Source organism: Pseudonocardia sp. DxW (genome assembly GCF_058448985.1).
On sequence record NZ_JBZFLK010000015.1, the window covers coordinates 140263 to 158178 of the forward strand.

Consider the following 17916-nt stretch of genomic DNA (forward strand, 5'->3'; position numbering starts at 1 on the left):
TTACCGTTAGTTCGACAAACGATTTGGGAGGCACTGATGACCGCCTTCGGCACCCAGCTGCTCGGCCGCACCGAGAAGGCGCTCAACGCGCTGCTGCTCCGCGAGCTGGCCGGCACCGGGCTCGACGAGCACCGCTGGATCGCGCTGACGCTGACCGTCGCCGGCGGGCCCGATCTCACCGGCCGCATCGCGGGCGCGCTGCAGGTGGACCGGGCGACCGCCGAGGCCCGGCTCGCCGAGCTGGCCGCGGCCGGCCTGGTCCGGACCGGCAGCAGCGGAGACGGCGGGCCCGCCGCGACCGCGGAGGGGATCGCGCTGCGCGAGCGGATCGTCGCGGCCACCGGCCGGATCACCGCGCAGCTGTGGGGTGACCTGCCGCCCGCCGACCTGACGGTGGCCGGCGACGTGCTGCACACCGTGCTGTCCCGGGCCCGGGCCGCGCTCGCCGCCGGCTGACCGAACGCCCGGCGGGGCTATCGTGGACCGGACGGCGATGGGGCTCGCCGACAACCGCGCCCGCGCGCTGATGGCTCCTACCCGACGATCGTGGATGGGTGAGGCGTGTGCGGACGACCGGTTCCCGGGTCCCGATGGCGGTCGCGGTGGGTGGCGTCGTCGGCGCCGAGATCCGCTACCTGCTGGGCGTCGCGTTCCCGGCCGCACCCGGCGGCTGGCCGTGGACCACGTTCTGGATCAACGTCAGCGGCTGCCTGCTGATCGGCGTCCTCTACACCGTGCTCGCCGGGGCGGACCGGCCGAACCCGCTGCTGCGCCCGCTGCTCGGGGTCGGCGTCCTGGGCGGGTTCACGACGTTCTCCGCCTGGTCGGTCGAGACGGTGCAGCTCGCCGGGCACGGCCACTACGGACTCGCGCTGGGCTACGCGCTGGCGTCACCGGTCGTCGCGGTGACGGCCTGCGCGCTCGCCGTGGTGCTGACCCGCCGGATCGGCGGTGCCCGATGGACGCGTTGACCGTCCTGCTGGTCGGCGTGGGTGCCGCGGTCGGTGCGCCGCTGCGCCACCTGGCCGACGCGGTGGTGCGGGCCCGGCTCGATCCGGTGTTCCCGTGGGCGACGTTCGCGGTGAACGTCGCCGGTTCGCTGCTGCTCGGCGCGCTGATCGGTGCCGCGGGTGCGCTCCCGCCGGAGCTCGGCGCGCTGCTCGGGACCGGCTTCTGCGGGGCGCTGACAACCTACAGCACCTTCGGGTACGAGCTGGTCGCGCTCGCCGAGCGGCGGGCCACGCCGACCGCGGTGGCCTACCTGACGGGCAGCGTCGCGTCCGGGATCCTCGGCGCGGCGGCCGGCTGGGCGCTGACCGGGCTGGTGCTGTGACCCGGTCCCGGCCGGCGGTCGGCCGCAGGATCGGGCCGGCCGTCCGGCCGGGACCGGCTGCGGTGCGGATCCCCGCCGCCCCGGGTCGGTGATCCGGGCCACCACCGACACCATCGCCCGTCGGGGGAGGAAGCGGGCGGCGAGCGAGCTGAGCCGGTTGACCCGGCCGTCGATCACGCTGGGCCCGGGGTCGCGCCGGGCGAGATGGCGAAGCGCGGTCCCGACGACGTCCTCGGCGGTGCGCTTGCGTGACCCCGAGGTGGCGTCCTCGGTGCCGACGACGTCGTTGAACTCGGTGGCGGTGGCGCCCGGGGAGAGCGCGAAGACGGTCACGCCGGTGCCGCGCAGCTCCGCCCACAGCGACTCGGTGAAGCTGAGCACGAACGCCTTCGCCGCGCCGTAGACGGCCATCCGCGGGGTGGGGTTGTACGCCGCCATGCTCGCGACGTTGATCAGGAACCCGCGTGCGGCCCGCACCTGCGGCAGGAACGCCCGCGCGATCGCGACGGGTGCGGCGACGTCGACCGCGATCTCCCGGTCGAGCCGGTCCTGGTCCTCCCCGCCGAACATGCCGAAGGTCCCGAAGCCGGCGTTGTTGATCACCGCCGTGACGCCGGCGCCGCGGGCCGCGACGGCGTCCCGCAATCCGGGGCCGAGCCCGGGCGCGGACAGGTCGAACGGCACGACGGTGACCGCGACACCGGTGCGGGCGCGCAGCTCGGCGGCGAGCGCCTCCAGCCGGTCGGCCCGCCGGGCGACGAGGACCAGATCGGCCCCGCGCCCGGCCAGCGCCGTCGCGAAGGCACGGCCGATCCCGGAGCTGGCACCGGTGACGAGGACGGTGTGCGTACTGACATCAACAGCCATATCGGCATTCTATGTCTATTTGGCAGTGACTGCCATCTCTCGTGCTGCGAGAGGAGATCGCCTCGGCCCGGCACCGGGAAGTAGATTCGGCCCCATGCAGACGCCCGCCCGACCGACGCTGCGGGACCGGTCCCGCGAGCTGGCGGTGCGCAGCATCCTCGACACCGCGATCCCGCTGTTCGTCGAGCAGGGCTACGAGGCGACGACGATGGCGCAGATCGCCGAGCAGGCCGGGATCTCGCAGCGGTCCCTGTTCCGCTACTTCGGCGCGAAGGAGGACCTGGTCTGCGGCGCGCAGGACGAGCTCGGGGAGATGTTCGCCCGGGTCGTCGCCGAGGAGCTGCCGCGCACCGGGCCGTGGGACGCGCTGCGCGCCGGCTGGATCGCCGTCACAACCGCGAACCACACGCCGGACGAGGCGTTCGTGCTGAGCAGGCTCATCCTCGGCACGCCGGCGCTGCTGGCCAGCTACCTGGTGAAACGGCAGCGCTGGCAGGACGCGCTCGTCCCGCGGGTCACCGACCGGATCGGGCGGGCCGGCCACGACGACGCCGAGCTGGTGGCGCGGGCGGTGATCGCCGCGTCGTTCAGCTGCTGCGACGCGGCCGGCCGGATCTGGGTGACCGGTTCACCGGCCGACGACTGGCTCGCCCTCTACGACCAGTGCGTGCGGGCCGTACGGGCGGGCGACGCCGGCCCGCCCGCCTGACGCCGGCCCGCGCCCCGGATCGCGGCGCGCCGCCGACCGCGCACCGGGCAGTCCCGGGCCACACCGGCCGAGCCGGGCCGGGCACGTCCGGCCGGCGGTCACGTCCGGGCCGGCGGTCACGGCCGGCCGGTCGGCTCCCCGCTCAAGCCGGCGATGGTGCGGTGCAGGGCCGAGTGGTCCGATCCGCCGTCCCCGGCCGCCCGGGTCGCGGCGACCAGCTGGGCCACCAGTGCACCGACCGGGGTCACCACACCGGCCGCCCGGGCCGCGTCGGCGACGATGCCCATGTCCTTGTGGTGCAGGTCGATCCTGAAGCCCGGCGCGTAGTCGGCGTCGAGCATCTTCTGCGCCTTCTGGGTCAGCACCGCCGAGCCGGCGAGGCCGCCGCCGAGCACCTCGACCGCGGCGGACAGGTCCGCGCCGTGCGCCTGCAGGAACACCAGCGCCTCGGCCAGCAGCGCGATGTTGCCCGCGACGATCAGCTGGTTGGCGGCCTTCACGGTCTGCCCCGAACCGATCGGCCCGACGTGCACGACGGTCCGCCCGACCGCGTCGAGCAGCGGCCGGGCCGCCCCGACGTCGTCGGTCGCCCCGCCGACCATGATCGACAGGGTGGCGTTCTCGGCGCCGGCCTGCCCGCCCGAGACCGGGGCGTCGATCATCCGCAGACCGCGCGCCGCGGCCCGCTCCGCGAGGTCCCGGGCGACGTCCGGCCGGATCGTCGAGAAGTCGATCACCAGCGTGCCCGGCTTCGCGGTGGCGAACACGCCGTCCGCACCGTCGAGCACGGCCTCCACGTCGGGCGAGTCGGGCAGCATCAGCGCGACGACGTCGGCGCCGTCGACCGCCTCGGCGACCGATCCGGCGGCGCGGCCACCGGCGTCGACCAGCGGGCGGGTCTTCTCCGGGCTGCGGTTGAAGCCGGTCACCTCGTGACCGGCCGCCACCAGGTGGCGGGCCATCGGGCCGCCCATGATGCCGAGTCCGATGAAGCCGATCGTGGTCATGCGGTGCCTCCGGTCGGGGTGGTCGTGCCGGCGGGCCTGGTGAGCCAGCCGAACGGGTCGTCGGTGGTCGACTTGTACTCCAGACCGATCCGGCCGCGGTACCCGGTGGCCGCGACCTGCTCCAGCAGCGCGGCGACCGGGAGGTCACCGGTGCCGGGCTCGCCGCGGCCGGGCGCGTCGGCGACCTGAACGTGACCGATCCGGTCGCCGTACGCGGAGATCGCGGCGGCCGGGTCGTCGCCGTTCACCGCCAGATGGAACACGTCGAGCAGCAGCCGCACGTCGTCCGAGCCCACCCGGTCCAGGACGGCGACGGCGTCCGCGGCGGTCCGCAGCGGGTAGGCGTCGATCCCGCTGACCGGCTCCACCAGCGCCACCGCGCCGATCCGGCCGGCCGCCCGCCCGGCCAGCGCCAGGTTCACGGCCGCCAGCTCGTCCTGCTCCTGCACCGCGACGCCGTCGATCCGGTTGCCGTACAGCGCGTTGAACCCGGTCGTGCCGAGCCGCTCGCCGATTCCGACCGCGACCTCGACGTTGTCGGCGAACTCGCCCGTCCGCCGCGGGTCGGACAGTATGCCGCGCTCGCCCGCCGCCATGTCACCCGCGGCGAAGTTGAGCCCGGTCAGCGCGACACCGGCGTCGGACACGGCGGTCACGAGCGCGTCGATCTCGCGGTCGGCGGGGACCGGCCGGTCGAACGGCCACCAGAACTCGACCGCGTCGAACCCGGCCGCGGCGGCCGCCGCCGGACGGTCCAGCAGCGGCAGGCCGCCGAGGACGATCGAGCAGTTGACGGTGGCCGGGAGGGGGAGGGTGATGGGCACTGCTGCTCCTTGTGCTGGCCGGGGCGCCTGCGTCAGCCCCACTGGCGGTCGTAGCTCGCTTCGTCGTCCCAGATCGTCGTCTCCTCGAAGAATGCGGGATCCCGAGGATCCAGCGCCGCCTTGAACGCCTCCTCGTCGATGTCGCCGAACCCGAGCCCGGGGGTCTCCGGGACCTTGATGTGCCCGTTCTGGATGATCGGGTCGGGCAGGCCGGTCACGAGGTGGTTCCACTCGGGGACGTCCGCCGCGTGGTGTTCCAGGGCGTAGAACGTCTCCGACGCCGCGCCGATCGCGACACACGCCATCGTCGCGATCGGGGTGGCCGCCAGGTGCAGCGCCGTCGGCACGCCGTAGGTCTGGGCGAGGTCGGCGATCCGCTTGGTCTCCAGGATCCCGCCGGCGCTCGCCGGGTCCGGGTGGGCGACCCGGATCGCCTGGCGGTCCAGCAGCGGCTTGAAGTTCTCGGCGAGGTAGATGTCCTCGCCGGTACAGGTCGGGACGGCGATGGCGTCGGTGATCTGGCGCCACTGCTCGGTGTACTGCCACGGGATCAGGTCCTCGAGCCACTCCAGCCCGAACGGCTCCAGGCCGCGGCCGAGCCGGATCGCCGACTCGACGTCCATGTAGCCGAAGTGGTCGACCGCGACCGGCATCTCGTAGCCGATCATCTCGCGCACCTGCGCGACGTAGTCGACGAGATGGTCGACACCCGACTTCGTGATGTGCACCCCGGTGAACGGGTGCATGGTGAAGGGCCGGTCCTTCGGCCGGCGGGCACGCTGCGCGTCGCTGGCCACGACCGCCCCCGGGATGTCCATGAGCAGCGACAGGCCCACGTCCATCTTGAGCATCGTGAACCCGCGGTCCATGCGCTCGAGCAGGACCTGCCCCATCTCCTCGGCGCTCCGGCGGGACGGGGTGTCGGCGTAGACGAGGATCTCGTCGCGGTACTTGCCGCCGGCCAGCATGTAGGCGGGGACGTCGTAGGCCTTGCCCGCCAGGTCCATCAGCGCCATCTCGATGCCGGAGACGCCGCCGCCCTGCCTGCCGTGCCCGCCGAACTGGCGGATCTTGCGGAAGACCTTCTCGATGTTGCAGGGGTTCTCCCCGACCAGCCGGGACTTCAGCATGAGCGCGTAGGTCGCGCTCGCCTGGTCCCGCACCTCGCCCCAGCCGGTGATCCCCTGGTTCGTGTCCAGGCGGATGATCGTGTGCTTCATCGGCACGCCGTCCAGCTTGGCGACGCGCAGGTCGGTGATCCGCAGCTCGCTGGAACGGGTCCGGGTGTTGATCCGGTCTTCGAGGCCGACCTCGGTCATGGGGGTCCTCTCGTGTGTTCGCGGTGTGGGGGATGTCGGGAGCCGTGACGGCCCGCTCACCGGCGGGTCAGCCGCCAGGTGTCGAAGTCGGCCTGGATCTCGTCGTCCCAGGTGCCGATGTCGATCTGCGCGCTCGTGTACACCCGCTCGGCCAGGCGGGACTTGCCGAACGCGTCGCGCAGCCGGGTGTCCTCGCTGTGCCGGGCGACCTGCTCGGCCAGGTGCGGCGGGATGAAGATGACGCCGGTCGGCGTGCCGATGACGACGTCGCCCGGCAGCACCGTCACCCCGCCGACCCGCACCGGGATGTTCAGACCGGCCATCGTCACGTCGGCGATGCCGCTCGGGTGCGCACCCCGGTGGAAGACGTTGGTCGACTCGAGCTCGGCGATGCCTGCCTCGTCCCGGATGCCGCCGTCGATGACGGCGCCGCCGCCCGCGGTCCGGCTGGCCAGCGCGGTCGCCAGGTTGTCGCCGATGAAGGTGCCGTGTTCGATCTTGCCGAACATGTCCACGACCATGACGTCACCGGCGACGACGGCCTCCACGGCCCACCAGTTCTGCTTGACGATCCCGTCGGCCGCCCAGCCGCGGGCCCGCGCCAGCTCCAGGACGACGGCGTCGAAGTCCGGCCGGTGCGGCACGTACTGGGCGGTGACCGCGCGTCCGATCAGCTGCTGTCCGGGCCTCGTCTGGAACCAGTGCCCGACGAACTGCCGCTCGTAGCCGGCCTGCTTCATCGGCTTCCACACCTGCTCGGTCGAGATGCCGCGGAGCCGGTCGATCACGTCGTCGCCGACGAGCGGACGGCCGTTGGCGTCGCGGTCACCGGTCCACTCGGGTGTCAGCGCCACCAGGCCACCGTGGTCGAGCTGGATCTGCATGCTTGTCCTCTTCTCATCGTCCCGGGACGTTTGTCGTGGGGTCACCCGGTGGGCGGCGCCGAGAGCCGGGCGAGGGGGTCGGTCGTCCCCCCGGCTTTCGCGGTGGCCCGGGGGTGGCCCGACGTAGGGTCGTAGAGGTGGCAGGCGACCTCCCGCGACCCGATGGTGACGGGGACCGGGGTGCGGGTCCGGCATGCGTCGTCGACGAAGGCGCAGCGGTGTGCGAACGGGCACCCCACCCCGGCCGGGGCCGGGGACGCCGGGGACCTGCCGGGTGCATTCGCGCGGGCGGCCAGCCGTCGGGCCCGCCGCTCCCGCTGCCCCCGCGGATCGGGGATCGGGATCGCGTCGATCAGGGTCCGCGTGTAGGGGTGGTACGGCCGGTCGACGACCTCGCCGGTGTCGCCGCGTTCCATCACCGCGCCCTTGTAGAGCACCACGACCCGCTGCGAGATGTTGCGCACCACGGCGATGTCGTGGGAGACGAACAGGTAGGCGACGCCGAGCTCGCGCTGCAGCCGCCGCAGCAGTGCCAGGATGGAGGCCTGGGTGGAGACGTCCAGGGCGCTGACCGACTCGTCGCAGACCACGAGCCGGGCGTCGACCGACAGCGCCCTGGCGATCGCGATCCGTTGCCGCTGCCCGCCCGAGAACGCCCCGGGATAGCGGTCGGCCGCGTCGCGGGGCAGCGACACCCGCTCGAGCAGGTCGCCGACGGTGCCCGCCGCCTCGCTGCGCGAGACCTTCCGGACGACGCGGATCGGTTCCTGGAGCAGGTCCCCGACCTTCAGCGACGGGTTCAGCGAGCTCAACGGGTCCTGGAACACGACCTGCAGGTCCCGGGCCAGCCGGGCCCGCCGCCGGCCGCGGAGCCCGGCGATCTCCTGGCCCTCGAACCGGATCGATCCGGAGCTCGGCGGGGTCAGGCCGAGTACCGCGCGACCGATCGTCGATTTGCCGGAGCCGGACTCGCCGACCAGCCCGACGGTCTCGCCGGCCTGCACGTCGAGGTGGACTCCCCGTACGGCGCGCAGCGTCTCGCGTCGGGAGATGCGGTAGTCGACGTCGAGATCACGGATGTCCAGGAGCGGTTCGGTGGTCACGGGTGGTTCACCTCCACCGGGGCGCGGCCCGGCTCGGACGGGATCAGCGACCGCTGCGGCGCCACGCCGCTCCGTTCGGCGAGCAGCTCCTCCGAGCGCACGCAGCGGTGCAGGCGCCCCGCTCCGCCCGGGGTCAGCGGCACGGGCCCGGATCGGCAGTGTGCGGTCGCGAAGGAGCAGCGCTCGGCGAAGCGGCAGTGCTCGGGCCACCGGCCGGGCGGCGGGACGACACCGGGGATGCCGACGGGATCGTGGTCGTCGTCCACCTGCGGGGTCGCGGCGAGCAGCGCGGCCGTGTAGGGGTGGCCCGGTGCGTCGAACAGGTCCTCGACGGGTCCGGACTCGACGACCTCGCCCGCGTACATGACGACGGTGCGGGTGCAGATGTCGGCGACGACGCCGAGATCGTGGGTGATGAACAGCAGGGCCATCCCGAGCTCGGTCTGCAGGCGGCGCAGCAGCTCGAGGATGTCGGCCTGCACGGTGACGTCGAGGGCGGTGGTCGGCTCGTCGGCGACGAGCAGGCGGGGCTCCCCGGCGAGCGCAACGGCGATGGACACCCGCTGCGCCATCCCGCCGGAGAGCTGGTGCGGGTAGGACCGCAGGACCGCCTCGACCCGCGGGATGCCGACCAGTTCCAGCAGCTCCACCGCCCGGGCACGGGCGCCCGCGCGGTCGAAGCCGTGACCGCGCAGGACCTCCTCCAGAACGCTACCGACGGTGAACACCGGATCGAGGGAGGCCATCGGCTCCTGCGAGATCAGCGCGACGTCGCGTCCCCGCAGGGTGGCGAAGGACCCGTCGTGGGTGGCCACCCGGCGCCCGTCGATCTCGACGTGCCCGCTGATCACTCCCGGGGACGGCACCAGGCCGAGCAGGCTCAGCCCGGTCATGGTCTTTCCGCAGCCGGACTCGCCGACGAGCCCGACCGTCTCACCGACTGCGATGTCGAGGTCCACACCCGAGACGACATCGACGAAGCCGTCGCCGCGGGGGAACGACACCCGCAGGTCCCGCACCCGCAGCACGGCGTCGTCGGGGGCGCCCTGGGGCGGCTCGGCGACCTCCCGGCGGGCCAGTGCCTGCGCGGCACGCCGGTGCGACCGGGAGCGCTGCGCGGCGTCGCCGCGGCCGCGCCGGGCGGCGTACATCTCGTCGCGCAGGTAGTCCCCGAGCAGGTTCAGCGCGAGCACCGTCAGCACGATCATCATCCCCGAGGGGACCAGCAGCCACGGCTGCAGGCTGATCGAGGTCGCCGCCTCGGAGATCATGCCGCCCCAGCTCGGGTACGGGGGCGGCGCGCCCAGCCCGAGGAAACCGAGCCCGGCCTGGACCACGACCGCCGTGCCGAGGGCGGCCGAGCCCTGGATGAACACCGGTCCGACCGCGTTGGGCAGGATGTGGCGGCCCAGGATCCGCGCGTTCGTCAGCCCGGACACCCGCGCCGCGTCGACGTAGAGCTCCTCGCGCACGGACACGGTCAGGGACCGGACCAACCGGATGAAGGTCGCCGACATGAGGATGCCGAGCACCGTCATCGCGGCCCAGATGTCGTTGCCCAGCACAGTGGCCACCGCCAGCAGCACCAGGATCGTGGGCAGCGTGATGAGGATGTCCTGGACCCAGCTGACGACGGTGTCCAGCAGCCCGCCGACGTAGCCGGCGAGCAGGCCGAGCGCGGTGCCGACGGCGACCGCGATCACGACCGCCAGCCAGGCGCTCAGCAGGGTCTCCCAGCCGCCGAACAGCAGGCGGTCCAGCACGTCACGGCCGAGCTGGTCGGTGCCCAGTGGATGTTCGGCGCTGGGACCGGCCAGCGAGTCCGCCAGGTCCTGCGCCAGCGGGTCGCCGAGCGAGAAGAGCCGGGCGAGGCTGCTGGCCACGAAGACCAGGCCGATCCAGGCCAGGCAGGCGAGGATCCCGGGGCGGCGCAACAGCCAGGCGATGCGGCCGGTCCGGCGACCGGCTGGTTCCCCGCCGGGCCCCCCACCGGAGGGCGCGGCGGCGGTGACGTCGGTGCTCATAGCCTCACCTTCGGGTTCACCGCGGCGTTCATCAGATCGACCGCCAGGTTGATCACGACGACGGCCGCGGCGGTCAGGACGAGGATCCCGAGCACCACCGGCACGTCGCCGCGGGCCAGCGCGGTCAGCGTGTGCTGTCCCAGGCCCGGCACCGCGAAGACCTGCTCGACGATGATCGAGCCGCCGGACAGCGCCACGAACTGGATGCCGAACGTCGTCAGCACCGGGGTGGCCGCGTTCTTCAGGGCGTGCCGGTAGACCACCGACCGCTCGCCGACCCCGGCAGCGCGCAGCGTCCGGACGTAGTCCCGGTCCAGGTTCTCCAGCATCGCCGAGCGGGTCTGCCGGGCGATCACCGAGATCGACACGGTGGCGACCGCTACCACCGGCAGCACGAGGTGGCTCAGCCACTGCCCCGGCGACGCGGCCAGGTCGACGTAGCCGGTCGCCGGGAACCAGCCCAGCGACAGCCCGAAGAGCAGGACCAGCAGCAACCCCAGCCAGAAGTTGGGGACCGCCATGGCCACGACCGTGAGCCCGACCAGGCCCCGGTCCAGGAGCCCGCCACGGGTCGCGGCCAGCACGCCGATCGGGACGCCGAGCGCCAGTGCGACGACCAGCGACAGCACCACCATGGACAGGGTGATCGGCGCGGTCTGGACGATCCCGGTGAGGACCGACTGGCCGTTGTGCCACGACACGCCCAGATCGCCGGTGAGGACCCCGCCGACCCACTCGAGGTACCGCTCGAGCAGCGGCCGGTCCAGTCCGAGGTCGGCCCGGATCGCCGCGATCGCCTCCGGTGAGGCCTCGTCGCCGGCGCGGCGTTCCGCGATGTCGTTCGGGAGCGCGTTGAGCAGGACGAACACCAGCGACGCGATCCCGAACAGCATCGGGACGGAGTAGAGGATCCGCCGCGCGGCGTACCGGATCACGTGACCTCCGCGCGCCGCAGACCGTCGCCCAGGAGGTACGGGCCGCCGTGGCCGGGCAGCACGTGCACGCCGCCGACCACCTCGGGGTCGTAGTAGGTCATCGAGTCCACGTAGCCGACCTGGATGCTGTAGGCGCCCTCGACGGCGGCCCTGGCGATGTCGCGCATCAGCCGGTCCTGCTCCTCGCCCTCGGCGACCAGCATCGCCTCGTAGAGCTCGCGGATCTCGGGGACCTCGTAGCCGCGCTGGTTGGAGGCCTTCACCGGGCCCAGGTACAGGAGGTTCGGGGTCGCGTATCCGTCGGAGAGCCCGCGGGCGGCGGCGGCCGCGGCGTAGGCGCCGATGTCGGTGTTCGCCGTCTCGCCGGGCGGGCGCACGAGGAGGTTCATGGTGATCCCGACCTCGGAGAGGTAGCCCGCCACGGCCTCGGCCATCGGCTGGTCCTTGGACAGGGTGACCGCCTCGAACGCGAACCCGTCGGCCTGTCCCGCCTCGGCGAGCAGGCGGCGCGCCTCGTCGGGGTCGTAGGGCCAGTGGTCCAACAGGGACTCGTCGTAGCCCGGGCCGGTGCCCGGGGTGAAGGTCAGCACGCTCGGGGTCCCGCGGCCCTGGAACGTCGTGTCGATGATCGCCTGCCGGTCGACGGCCATCTGCATCGCGCGACGCACCCGGACGTCGGCCAGCTGTGGGAAGTCCTCGCCCGCGAGGTCGAAGATCTGGATGCCGTTCGCGTTGTGCGGCTGCGAGTGGACGGCGAGGTCGGTCTCCTCGGCGGCCGCCACGTTGGACACGTCGCCGTAGCCGACGTCGGCCTGGCCGGAGACCAGCGCGTTGTACATGGCGTTGGCGTCGGTGTAGATCCGCAGCTCGAGGGTCTCGAAGTCGTAGGCGTCCGCGTTCCAGTAGTCCGGGTTCCGTGTGTAGGTGTAGACGCTGTCGAGCGTGGTCCGGCTCTCGTCGAGGGTGTACGGACCGGCCCCGACCGGGTTGATCCCCAGGTCGCCCGCCTCGATCGCCCGGGGGCTGGGGACCGAGCCGGCGTGCCCGACGAGTGAGTGCAGCAGGGTCGGGTCCGGCCTGCTCAGGTCGAGCCGCACGGTGTGCGGGGCCTCGACGACGACCTCCTCGACGGCGTCCAGCCGGCCGTAGGGCGCGTTGGGTGCCTCGCGGAAGTAGTCGAAGTAGGTCTTCACGGCCTCGGCGTCGAAGGCCTCGCCGTCGGTGAACGTCACGCCCTCGCGGATCTGCAGGACGAGGGTGGTCGGATCGGTCCACTCCCAGGCCTCCGCCAGGCCGCCGGTGAGCTCCTGGTCGGCGTCACGCTCCAGCAGCGAGCCGTAGAGCGCGTCGATGTGCGCGCTGCCCTGGGCGCCGGCGATGGCGTAGACCGGGTCGAAGGTCTCGGTGGCGAAGGAGTAGCCGATCGACAGGGTTTCGGTGGCCGCACCACCACCGCCACCGCCGCATGCGGCGAGAACGAGGGTTGCTGCCAGGGTGGCTGCGGTCCGACGCACTCCGGTGCGACGACGTGCAGGACGTTCGGGACTGTTCACGGTGACCTCCGCTTCGTTGCGGCCGGGATGTGGGCTGGGGATGCGTTGCTCAGTAACCGGAATCGGCGTCGACGACGCCGACCAGCGGGTCACCGCGGACCTTGCGGGCGACGTTCTCCCGCAGGCGACCGGCCAGCAGCGGGCGGATCATCTCCGGGGTGTCGGCGCTGTGCGGGGTGATGAGGCAGTCGGACCGGCCCCACAGCGGATGACCGGGCGGAAGCGGCTCGGGTTCGGTGACGTCGAGACCGGCGCCGGCAATCGTTCCGGAATCCAGTGCCCGAACCAGGGCATCGGTGTCGACGACCGGCCCGCGGGCGACGTTCACGAGTACTGCGTGCGGCGGCATCGCCCGCAGCGCCGCCTCGTCGATGAGGTTGCGGGTCTGCGGCGTCAGCGCACAGGCGACGACGACGACATCGGCGCCCGGGAGGACGGCGGGCAGGTCCTCGAACCGGTGCTCGCCCTCGCCGGCCGGGGTTCGCCGCACGACCGTGACGCGCGCCCGGAACGCGACCAGCACCCGGATCAGCTCACGCCCGATCCCGCCGGACCCACCGACGATGACCACGTGCGAGTCGTAGAGGGTGCGGGCGAGCTGCTCGCCCCAGGAGGTGGCGCGCACCCTGGTGGGGAGCGAACGCAGGAGGGCGAGCGTGAGGGCGAGTGCGTGCTCGGCGACGGGCTCCGAGTAGGCGCCCTTGGCGCAGGTCCAGGTCCGGTCGTCGGCGAACACGCCCTCCGCCGCCCAGGTGTCCACGCCGGCTCCGCCGAGCTGCACCCACTCGATCCCGGGCGATCCGGCGAGGAGCCGGCGCAGCGCGGGGGCGTCCTTGCCGAGCCACTGCAGCGCCCGGGCCCGGGCCGGGTCCGGCTCGTAGCGGCCCCCGCCGTCCTCGATGGCACGGACCAGCACCTCCGGGGCGGTCGGCGCGACCGCCACCGGGAGCGGTGGTGCGACACCCACTTCGCGTGCGCTGCCGAGCGACATCGGCGCTCCTCACTAGGCGCGGGTGCAGCACCCGACCGGATCACCACCGTCGTCGGCGGCCGATCAGGACACTACAAACTCATCTCATTGAACGCAACAGCGTCTTACTCAGTGAGCCTTACTGAGTGAGTCTTTCCGCGCCGAGGTCCCGCGAGGTGGCGGCGGCCGCCTCGATCACCGCGGCGGCGACGACGTCGGCCCGGGGCTGCAGCCGGAAACTCGGCCCCGAGATGCACGCGGCGGCGACCGGCTCGCCGTCGGCGGTGAACACCGGGCTGGCGAAGCGGATGACGTCGTCCGACCGGTCGTAACCGGCCCAGCCGCGTTCGCGCGCGTCGTCGAGCACGGCGATCGTGGCCTGCACCTCCTCGTCGGACAGGACCTGCCCGACGCCCTCGGCCGACTGGCGAAGCACCGCCACCCTCGTCTCGTGCGGCAGGTGCGCGAGGATCGCCAGGCCGGCCGCCGTCTCGTGCACCGGGCGCTGCCGGCCGGTCAGGTGCGAGCGCACCAGCTGGGACGACCCGATGTAGTCGATGAAGGTCATCAGGCCGCCGTCGAGCACGGCGAGGTGGATCTCCTCGTCGAACCGCTCGTGCATCGCCTCGAGATGCGGGCGGGCGACGATGCGCAGGTCCTCGACCTCGGAGAAGCCGGCACCGAGCTCGCTGAGCTTGGCGGTCAGCCGGTAGCGGCGGTATCCGTCCTGGCGCACGTACCCCGCGTCGCGCAGCTGGGCCAGCAGCCGCGAGGCCGTCGACTTGTCGAGACCGGTCTCGGCCGAGATCGCCGTGACACCGACGCCCTTGCGGTTGACCGAGCGGGCCACCGCCTCCAGCACGAGCAGTCCGCGCTGCAGGACGTTCGCCGGTGGATCGGGCCGCTCCTGCGCCACAAGATCTCCCGGTCCCGCCGCTGAATCCGGGCCCATTCGCACCCGCCTCTCCCGCTCTCGACTCGCCACACCGCGCAACGACACTACAGCTGTGTCTACCAGTGCATCACTGTTTCATTCTGCGCAACACGCCCGTGGGTGATGCGGGACGCGCACGCGAGGGGCTCCGCGGGCTGCAGCCACCACCCAGAGCGGGGCCGGTATCCCGGTAAGGGGTACATCACCATCGGTCGGGATCCGGCTCGGATGCGGGACAACCGACGCCCGCGGCAACGTCACGCGGCACGAACTGGAGGGACATCTGCGGAGAACCCGCTGGTGAGAGTGTGGCCAGAGGCGGGGTCGAACCGCCGACCTTCCACTTTTCAGGCACCCGAGCCCTGCGCTCCACTCACTCGGCCACCGTGTCGGCCAGGACCGGACCCGCTGCGACCGGCTGCGCCGGGTGCGTTGCCGTCAGGATTGCCGTCAGGATTGATGTTCGGGACGCTCTGGGCCGCAGATGCGACACTGGGAGGATCAAGGAGGTGTCCGCGATGAGCATGCCTGCCGCAGGCGAGCAGCACGAGTTCGTGGTCGCACCGGAGCTGGCGGAGGTTGCCGAGCGCTTGGGCCTCCCTCTGCACACGGGAGACCGAGTCCGCTTCGAGGTGATCGAAGGCGGAGCCGCACCGTCCACCCCCCGCCGCCACCTTGGGTGGCTGGGCACCGTCGCAACTGGCCACGGCGATCTCAGCGAGCGGGCGAAGGACGAGATCCGCGACGGCATGGGGCGCGAGTCCTGAGCGAGATCGTCGTCGACGCAGGCCCGCTGATCGCCGGCTTCGATCGCAGCGACAAGTGGCACGACCGCTGCTCGGAACTACTGACCACGCTGCCGGGTCCGCTGCTCGTCCCGAGCACCATCGTGGCCGAGGTCTGCTACATGATCGCCCGCCACAGGTTCGGCGCGGAGGCGGAAGCAGCGTTCCTACGTTCCTTCAGCGACGGCAGCCTCGTCGTCGCCGATCTCGCCGTCTCCGACTTCGCTCGGATGGCCGATCTGGTGGAGCGCTACGCGGACTTTCCGCTCGGAGGTTCCGACGCCAGCGTGATCGCCATCGCCGAGAGGCTCTCGATCACCACGATCTTGACCACAGACCGGCGCCACTTCGCCGCCGTACGCCCGGCCCACATCGAGGCGTTCACGCTGCTGCCGTGACCGTCCACTGCCTCACGGTTACCGTCAACCGGGGAGATCGGGACGGTGCCGATCGGGGAACCCGCTGGTGAGAGAGTGTGGCCAGGGGCGGGGTCGAACCGCCGACCTTCCGCTTTTCAGGCGGACGCTCGTACCAACTGAGCTACCTGGCCCCGGCCCCCGGATGAACCCGGGGATCCAGAGAGTGGAGCGACCCAGACGGGACTCGAACCCGCGACCTTCGCCGTGACAGGGCGACGCGCTAACCAACTGCGCCACTGGGCCTTGCTGATGTAACCGTACCCCCAACGGGATTCGAACCCGCGCTGCCGCCTTGAAAGGGCGGAGTCCTAGGCCGCTAGACGATGGGGGCTTGGATGACCGTGGAGGCTCAACCTTCCCTCAACGGCTGTCCGTTGGGAGCGGTGAAACCATACGACACCGCCCCGACCCCGCCTGCAACCACCCCCCTGATCGCGGCGTCCTGGCCGGTCAGGAGCCCGCACACCCCTCCGCCCCGCGGCACACCCGCTGCAACGGGTGTGCGGCGCCGCGAACGGGTGTGCGGCGCCGCCGTCACCGCGCGACGGGCGGCGGCTGGTCGGGGTTCGAGGAGATCAGGCCGAGCATGTCGAGCAGCTCGCGCAGGTCACCCGAGTCGGCGGAGTTCTTCGCCACGACGAGCCGGGCCTTCTGGACCTGGTCGTCGGACACCTTGAACGCGTCGGCCGCGTTCCGCGGCGCCGGGATGGATCCGGTCTCGTCGTCGGTACTGCGTTTCGCACCGATGCTCATGACGCCTCCCCGTAGGCAGTCGGGGCGTCCCGTGTCCCTGGCACACCCCCGGGTTCCGTCCGTGGGTCGCGCCGCGGTGCCGGGTCTCGCCGGTACCGCCACGTGCTGTGGCCGTGACCAAGACGTTACCGATCGTGCGGGTGCCCTGCACGCCCCTTCCCGGGTGACGGGACGGTCACCGCCCGCGCTGATCCGGGCCCGGCGTTCAGCCGGACGCCGAGGCCGGGCACCGGTCCGCGGCCGACCCAGCGGACAGGGCCCCGACCGGCACCGCTGCCGCCAGCGCCCGGTATCCGGCCGGCGACGGGTGCAGGCCGTCACCGGAGTCGTACTCCGGACGCAGCCGCGTCGGATCACCCGGATCGGCGAGCGTCGCGGCCGCGTCGATCACCCCGTCGGCCCAGTGCGGGCCCTCGGTGCGGATGCGTTCGTTGATCCGGTCCCGGGCCGCGACGACCGGGGCGGCGTCCCGGCCGCCGCTCGTCGACGGCGGGATCGTGGTGAGGAACACCCGCAGCCCGGCCTCCCGGCCCCGGTCGGCGAACGCCCGCAGGCCCGCCGCGAGCTCGTCGGCCCCGGCTCCGGCGGCGAGGTCGTTGGTCCCGATGAGCAGGATCACGTCCCGGATCCCGGCCAGCGGCGCCACGTCGACGTCGAACCGGGTGCCCGGCGCGTCCCCGCCGGCCGGCGGATCGTCCTGCAGCAGCCGGTTGCGGGACAGGCCCGCGTTGAGCACCGGCGTCGCCGTCCGCTCGGACGCCAGCCGGGCGGCCAGCCGGTCGGAGAAGCGGTCGTCGGCGTCGGGCGTGCTGCCCACGCCGTCCACCAGCGAGTCGCCGATCACCAGCACCCCGCCGGCCGGGCGCGGCACCAGGACGTCGATCCCGGCCAGCACCGGCCACGACTGCAGCGTGGTGCCGAAGCCGTCCGGCTGCGGCTGCCCCGACCGGTCCCCCGGCCCGGACAGCCACGCGGTGCGCATCGCGACCGGGTGCGAGCTGATCGTCGCCGGGACCTCGGCCAGGTAGAGGCTCACCGTCAGCGGCACGTCCCGCACGACCGGGACCGGCAGCGGATCGGTCAGCACGTCCGCGCCGGGCTCCAGCCGGACGTCGGGGCGCCCGGCGGTCGACACCGGACGCGGGCCCGTCGTGCCGGCGCCGTCGCCCGCCCGGCCGACGGTGACCGCGCCGATGTGCAGCGGGCCGTCGCCGTGCCGGTTGGACAGCCGCAGCCGCAGCCCGTCCCCGGACGTCTGCGGCCGCACGACCATCCGCAGCGTCCGCCCGGCGAGCTGGTCGCCCGGCACCGCCTGCTGCGCCGCGTGCCAGCCGGCCACCCAGCCGGGGCCGCAGCCCGCCGCGCCCGCCGCGGCGGGCAGCACCCGGCCGCAGCCGGCGAACGTGAGGCCCGCGACGAGCAGTGCCAGCACCGCGAACGCCGCCGGGAGGTGCCACCGACCGTCACGCCGCACGCGCGTCCGCCTCCGTCCGTTCC

The 17916-nt window shown here is 73.0% G+C and carries 18 protein-coding genes, 3 tRNA genes, 1 pseudogene and 1 riboswitch; of the genes and pseudogenes, 6 read left to right on the top strand and 16 right to left on the bottom strand.

The window, feature by feature from the left end:
• Positions 1 to 36 precede the first annotated feature (36 nt).
• The 3 genes from ACVJO7_RS22995 to ACVJO7_RS23005 all read left to right on the top strand — a co-directional run bounded on the left by ACVJO7_RS22995 (position 37) and on the right by ACVJO7_RS23005 (position 1333).
• Positions 37 to 456, top strand: a complete 420-nt coding sequence (locus tag ACVJO7_RS22995) for a hypothetical protein (protein WP_491674586.1) — start codon at positions 37 to 39, stop codon at positions 454 to 456.
• Positions 457 to 480: 24 nt separating this feature from the next.
• Positions 481 to 543, top strand: a riboswitch (Fluoride riboswitch).
• An 11-nt stretch (positions 544 to 554) separates the two neighbouring features.
• Positions 555 to 971: a fluoride efflux transporter CrcB gene (gene crcB, locus ACVJO7_RS23000; protein ID WP_491674587.1), complete on the top strand. Its 417-nt coding sequence runs from the start codon at positions 555 to 557 to the stop codon at positions 969 to 971.
• Positions 959 to 1333, top strand: a complete 375-nt coding sequence (locus ACVJO7_RS23005) for a fluoride efflux transporter FluC (protein WP_491674623.1) — start codon at positions 959 to 961, stop codon at positions 1331 to 1333. Before crcB ends, ACVJO7_RS23005 begins: the two co-directional genes overlap by 13 nt.
• Positions 1334 to 1606: 273 nt before the next feature.
• Here the strand turns inward: ACVJO7_RS23005 and ACVJO7_RS23010 are convergent.
• A pseudogene (locus tag ACVJO7_RS23010) lies at positions 1607 to 2200 on the bottom strand (SDR family NAD(P)-dependent oxidoreductase); the annotation flags it as partial.
• 94 nt (positions 2201 to 2294) lie between these two features.
• On the opposite strand from ACVJO7_RS23010, the gene ACVJO7_RS23015 reads away from it, so the two are divergent.
• Positions 2295 to 2909 (top strand): TetR/AcrR family transcriptional regulator, encoded by a 615-nt coding sequence (locus ACVJO7_RS23015; RefSeq protein WP_491674588.1) that lies wholly within the window; start codon positions 2295 to 2297, stop codon positions 2907 to 2909.
• 116 nt (positions 2910 to 3025) lie between these two features.
• Here the strand turns inward: ACVJO7_RS23015 and ACVJO7_RS23020 are convergent, their stop codons facing one another.
• The 10 genes from ACVJO7_RS23020 to ACVJO7_RS23065 form a co-directional block, all read right to left on the bottom strand.
• On the bottom strand, positions 3026 to 3916 hold the full coding sequence (locus ACVJO7_RS23020; RefSeq protein ID WP_491674589.1) for a 2-hydroxy-3-oxopropionate reductase: 891 nt from the start codon (positions 3914 to 3916) through the stop codon (positions 3026 to 3028).
• Complete coding sequence (locus tag ACVJO7_RS23025; RefSeq protein WP_491674590.1) at positions 3913 to 4740, bottom strand: hydroxypyruvate isomerase family protein; 828 nt, start codon at positions 4738 to 4740, stop codon at positions 3913 to 3915. Before ACVJO7_RS23025 ends, ACVJO7_RS23020 begins: the two co-directional genes overlap by 4 nt.
• Before the next feature lie 32 nt (positions 4741 to 4772).
• Positions 4773 to 6059: a mandelate racemase/muconate lactonizing enzyme family protein gene (locus ACVJO7_RS23030; RefSeq protein WP_491674591.1), complete on the bottom strand. Its 1287-nt coding sequence runs from the start codon at positions 6057 to 6059 to the stop codon at positions 4773 to 4775.
• 56 nt (positions 6060 to 6115) lie between these two features.
• On the bottom strand, positions 6116 to 6943 hold the full coding sequence (locus ACVJO7_RS23035) for an RraA family protein (protein WP_491674592.1): 828 nt from the start codon (positions 6941 to 6943) through the stop codon (positions 6116 to 6118).
• A 41-nt stretch (positions 6944 to 6984) separates the two neighbouring features.
• The gene (locus tag ACVJO7_RS23040) at positions 6985 to 8046 is read right to left on the bottom strand and encodes an oligopeptide/dipeptide ABC transporter ATP-binding protein (protein WP_491674593.1); all 1062 of its coding nucleotides are present in this window, start codon (positions 8044 to 8046) and stop codon (positions 6985 to 6987) included.
• A complete protein-coding gene (locus ACVJO7_RS23045; protein ID WP_491674594.1) occupies positions 8043 to 10070 on the bottom strand; it encodes a dipeptide/oligopeptide/nickel ABC transporter permease/ATP-binding protein in 2028 nt (675 codons plus the stop codon). Before ACVJO7_RS23045 ends, ACVJO7_RS23040 begins: the two co-directional genes overlap by 4 nt.
• Positions 10067 to 11005 carry an ABC transporter permease gene (locus ACVJO7_RS23050; RefSeq protein WP_491674595.1) on the bottom strand — a complete coding sequence of 313 codons (939 nt, stop codon included), beginning with the start codon at positions 11003 to 11005 and terminating at the stop codon, positions 10067 to 10069. Before ACVJO7_RS23050 ends, ACVJO7_RS23045 begins: the two co-directional genes overlap by 4 nt.
• A complete protein-coding gene (locus ACVJO7_RS23055; protein WP_491674596.1) occupies positions 11002 to 12558 on the bottom strand; it encodes an ABC transporter substrate-binding protein in 1557 nt (518 codons plus the stop codon). Before ACVJO7_RS23055 ends, ACVJO7_RS23050 begins: the two co-directional genes overlap by 4 nt.
• Before the next feature lie 49 nt (positions 12559 to 12607).
• Positions 12608 to 13549, bottom strand: coding sequence for an NAD(P)-dependent oxidoreductase (locus ACVJO7_RS23060; RefSeq protein ID WP_491674597.1), 942 nt, complete (start codon positions 13547 to 13549; stop codon positions 12608 to 12610).
• A 118-nt stretch (positions 13550 to 13667) separates the two neighbouring features.
• Complete coding sequence (locus ACVJO7_RS23065; protein ID WP_491674598.1) at positions 13668 to 14444, bottom strand: IclR family transcriptional regulator; 777 nt, start codon at positions 14442 to 14444, stop codon at positions 13668 to 13670.
• A 536-nt stretch (positions 14445 to 14980) separates the two neighbouring features.
• Between ACVJO7_RS23065 and ACVJO7_RS23070 the strand changes: the two genes are divergently transcribed.
• Positions 14981 to 15229, top strand: a complete 249-nt coding sequence (locus ACVJO7_RS23070; protein ID WP_491674625.1) for a hypothetical protein — start codon at positions 14981 to 14983, stop codon at positions 15227 to 15229.
• Complete coding sequence (locus ACVJO7_RS23075; RefSeq protein ID WP_491674599.1) at positions 15142 to 15645, top strand: type II toxin-antitoxin system VapC family toxin; 504 nt, start codon at positions 15142 to 15144, stop codon at positions 15643 to 15645. The genes ACVJO7_RS23070 and ACVJO7_RS23075 overlap by 88 nt, the downstream gene beginning before the upstream one ends.
• A 78-nt stretch (positions 15646 to 15723) precedes the next feature.
• Here ACVJO7_RS23075 and ACVJO7_RS23080 read toward each other — a convergent pair.
• From ACVJO7_RS23080 to ACVJO7_RS23100, 5 genes are all read right to left on the bottom strand, one after another.
• A tRNA-Phe gene (locus ACVJO7_RS23080) sits at positions 15724 to 15797 on the bottom strand.
• Positions 15798 to 15835: 38 nt separating this feature from the next.
• Positions 15836 to 15909, bottom strand: a tRNA-Asp gene (locus ACVJO7_RS23085).
• 15 nt (positions 15910 to 15924) lie between these two features.
• Positions 15925 to 15997 (bottom strand) — tRNA-Glu (locus ACVJO7_RS23090).
• A gap of 203 nt (positions 15998 to 16200) precedes the next feature.
• Positions 16201 to 16419: a hypothetical protein gene (locus ACVJO7_RS23095; protein ID WP_344024553.1), complete on the bottom strand. Its 219-nt coding sequence runs from the start codon at positions 16417 to 16419 to the stop codon at positions 16201 to 16203.
• Between the two features lie 205 nt (positions 16420 to 16624).
• Positions 16625 to 17893: a GDSL-type esterase/lipase family protein gene (locus tag ACVJO7_RS23100; RefSeq protein WP_491674600.1), complete on the bottom strand. Its 1269-nt coding sequence runs from the start codon at positions 17891 to 17893 to the stop codon at positions 16625 to 16627.
• Positions 17894 to 17916: the final 23 nt, after the last annotated feature.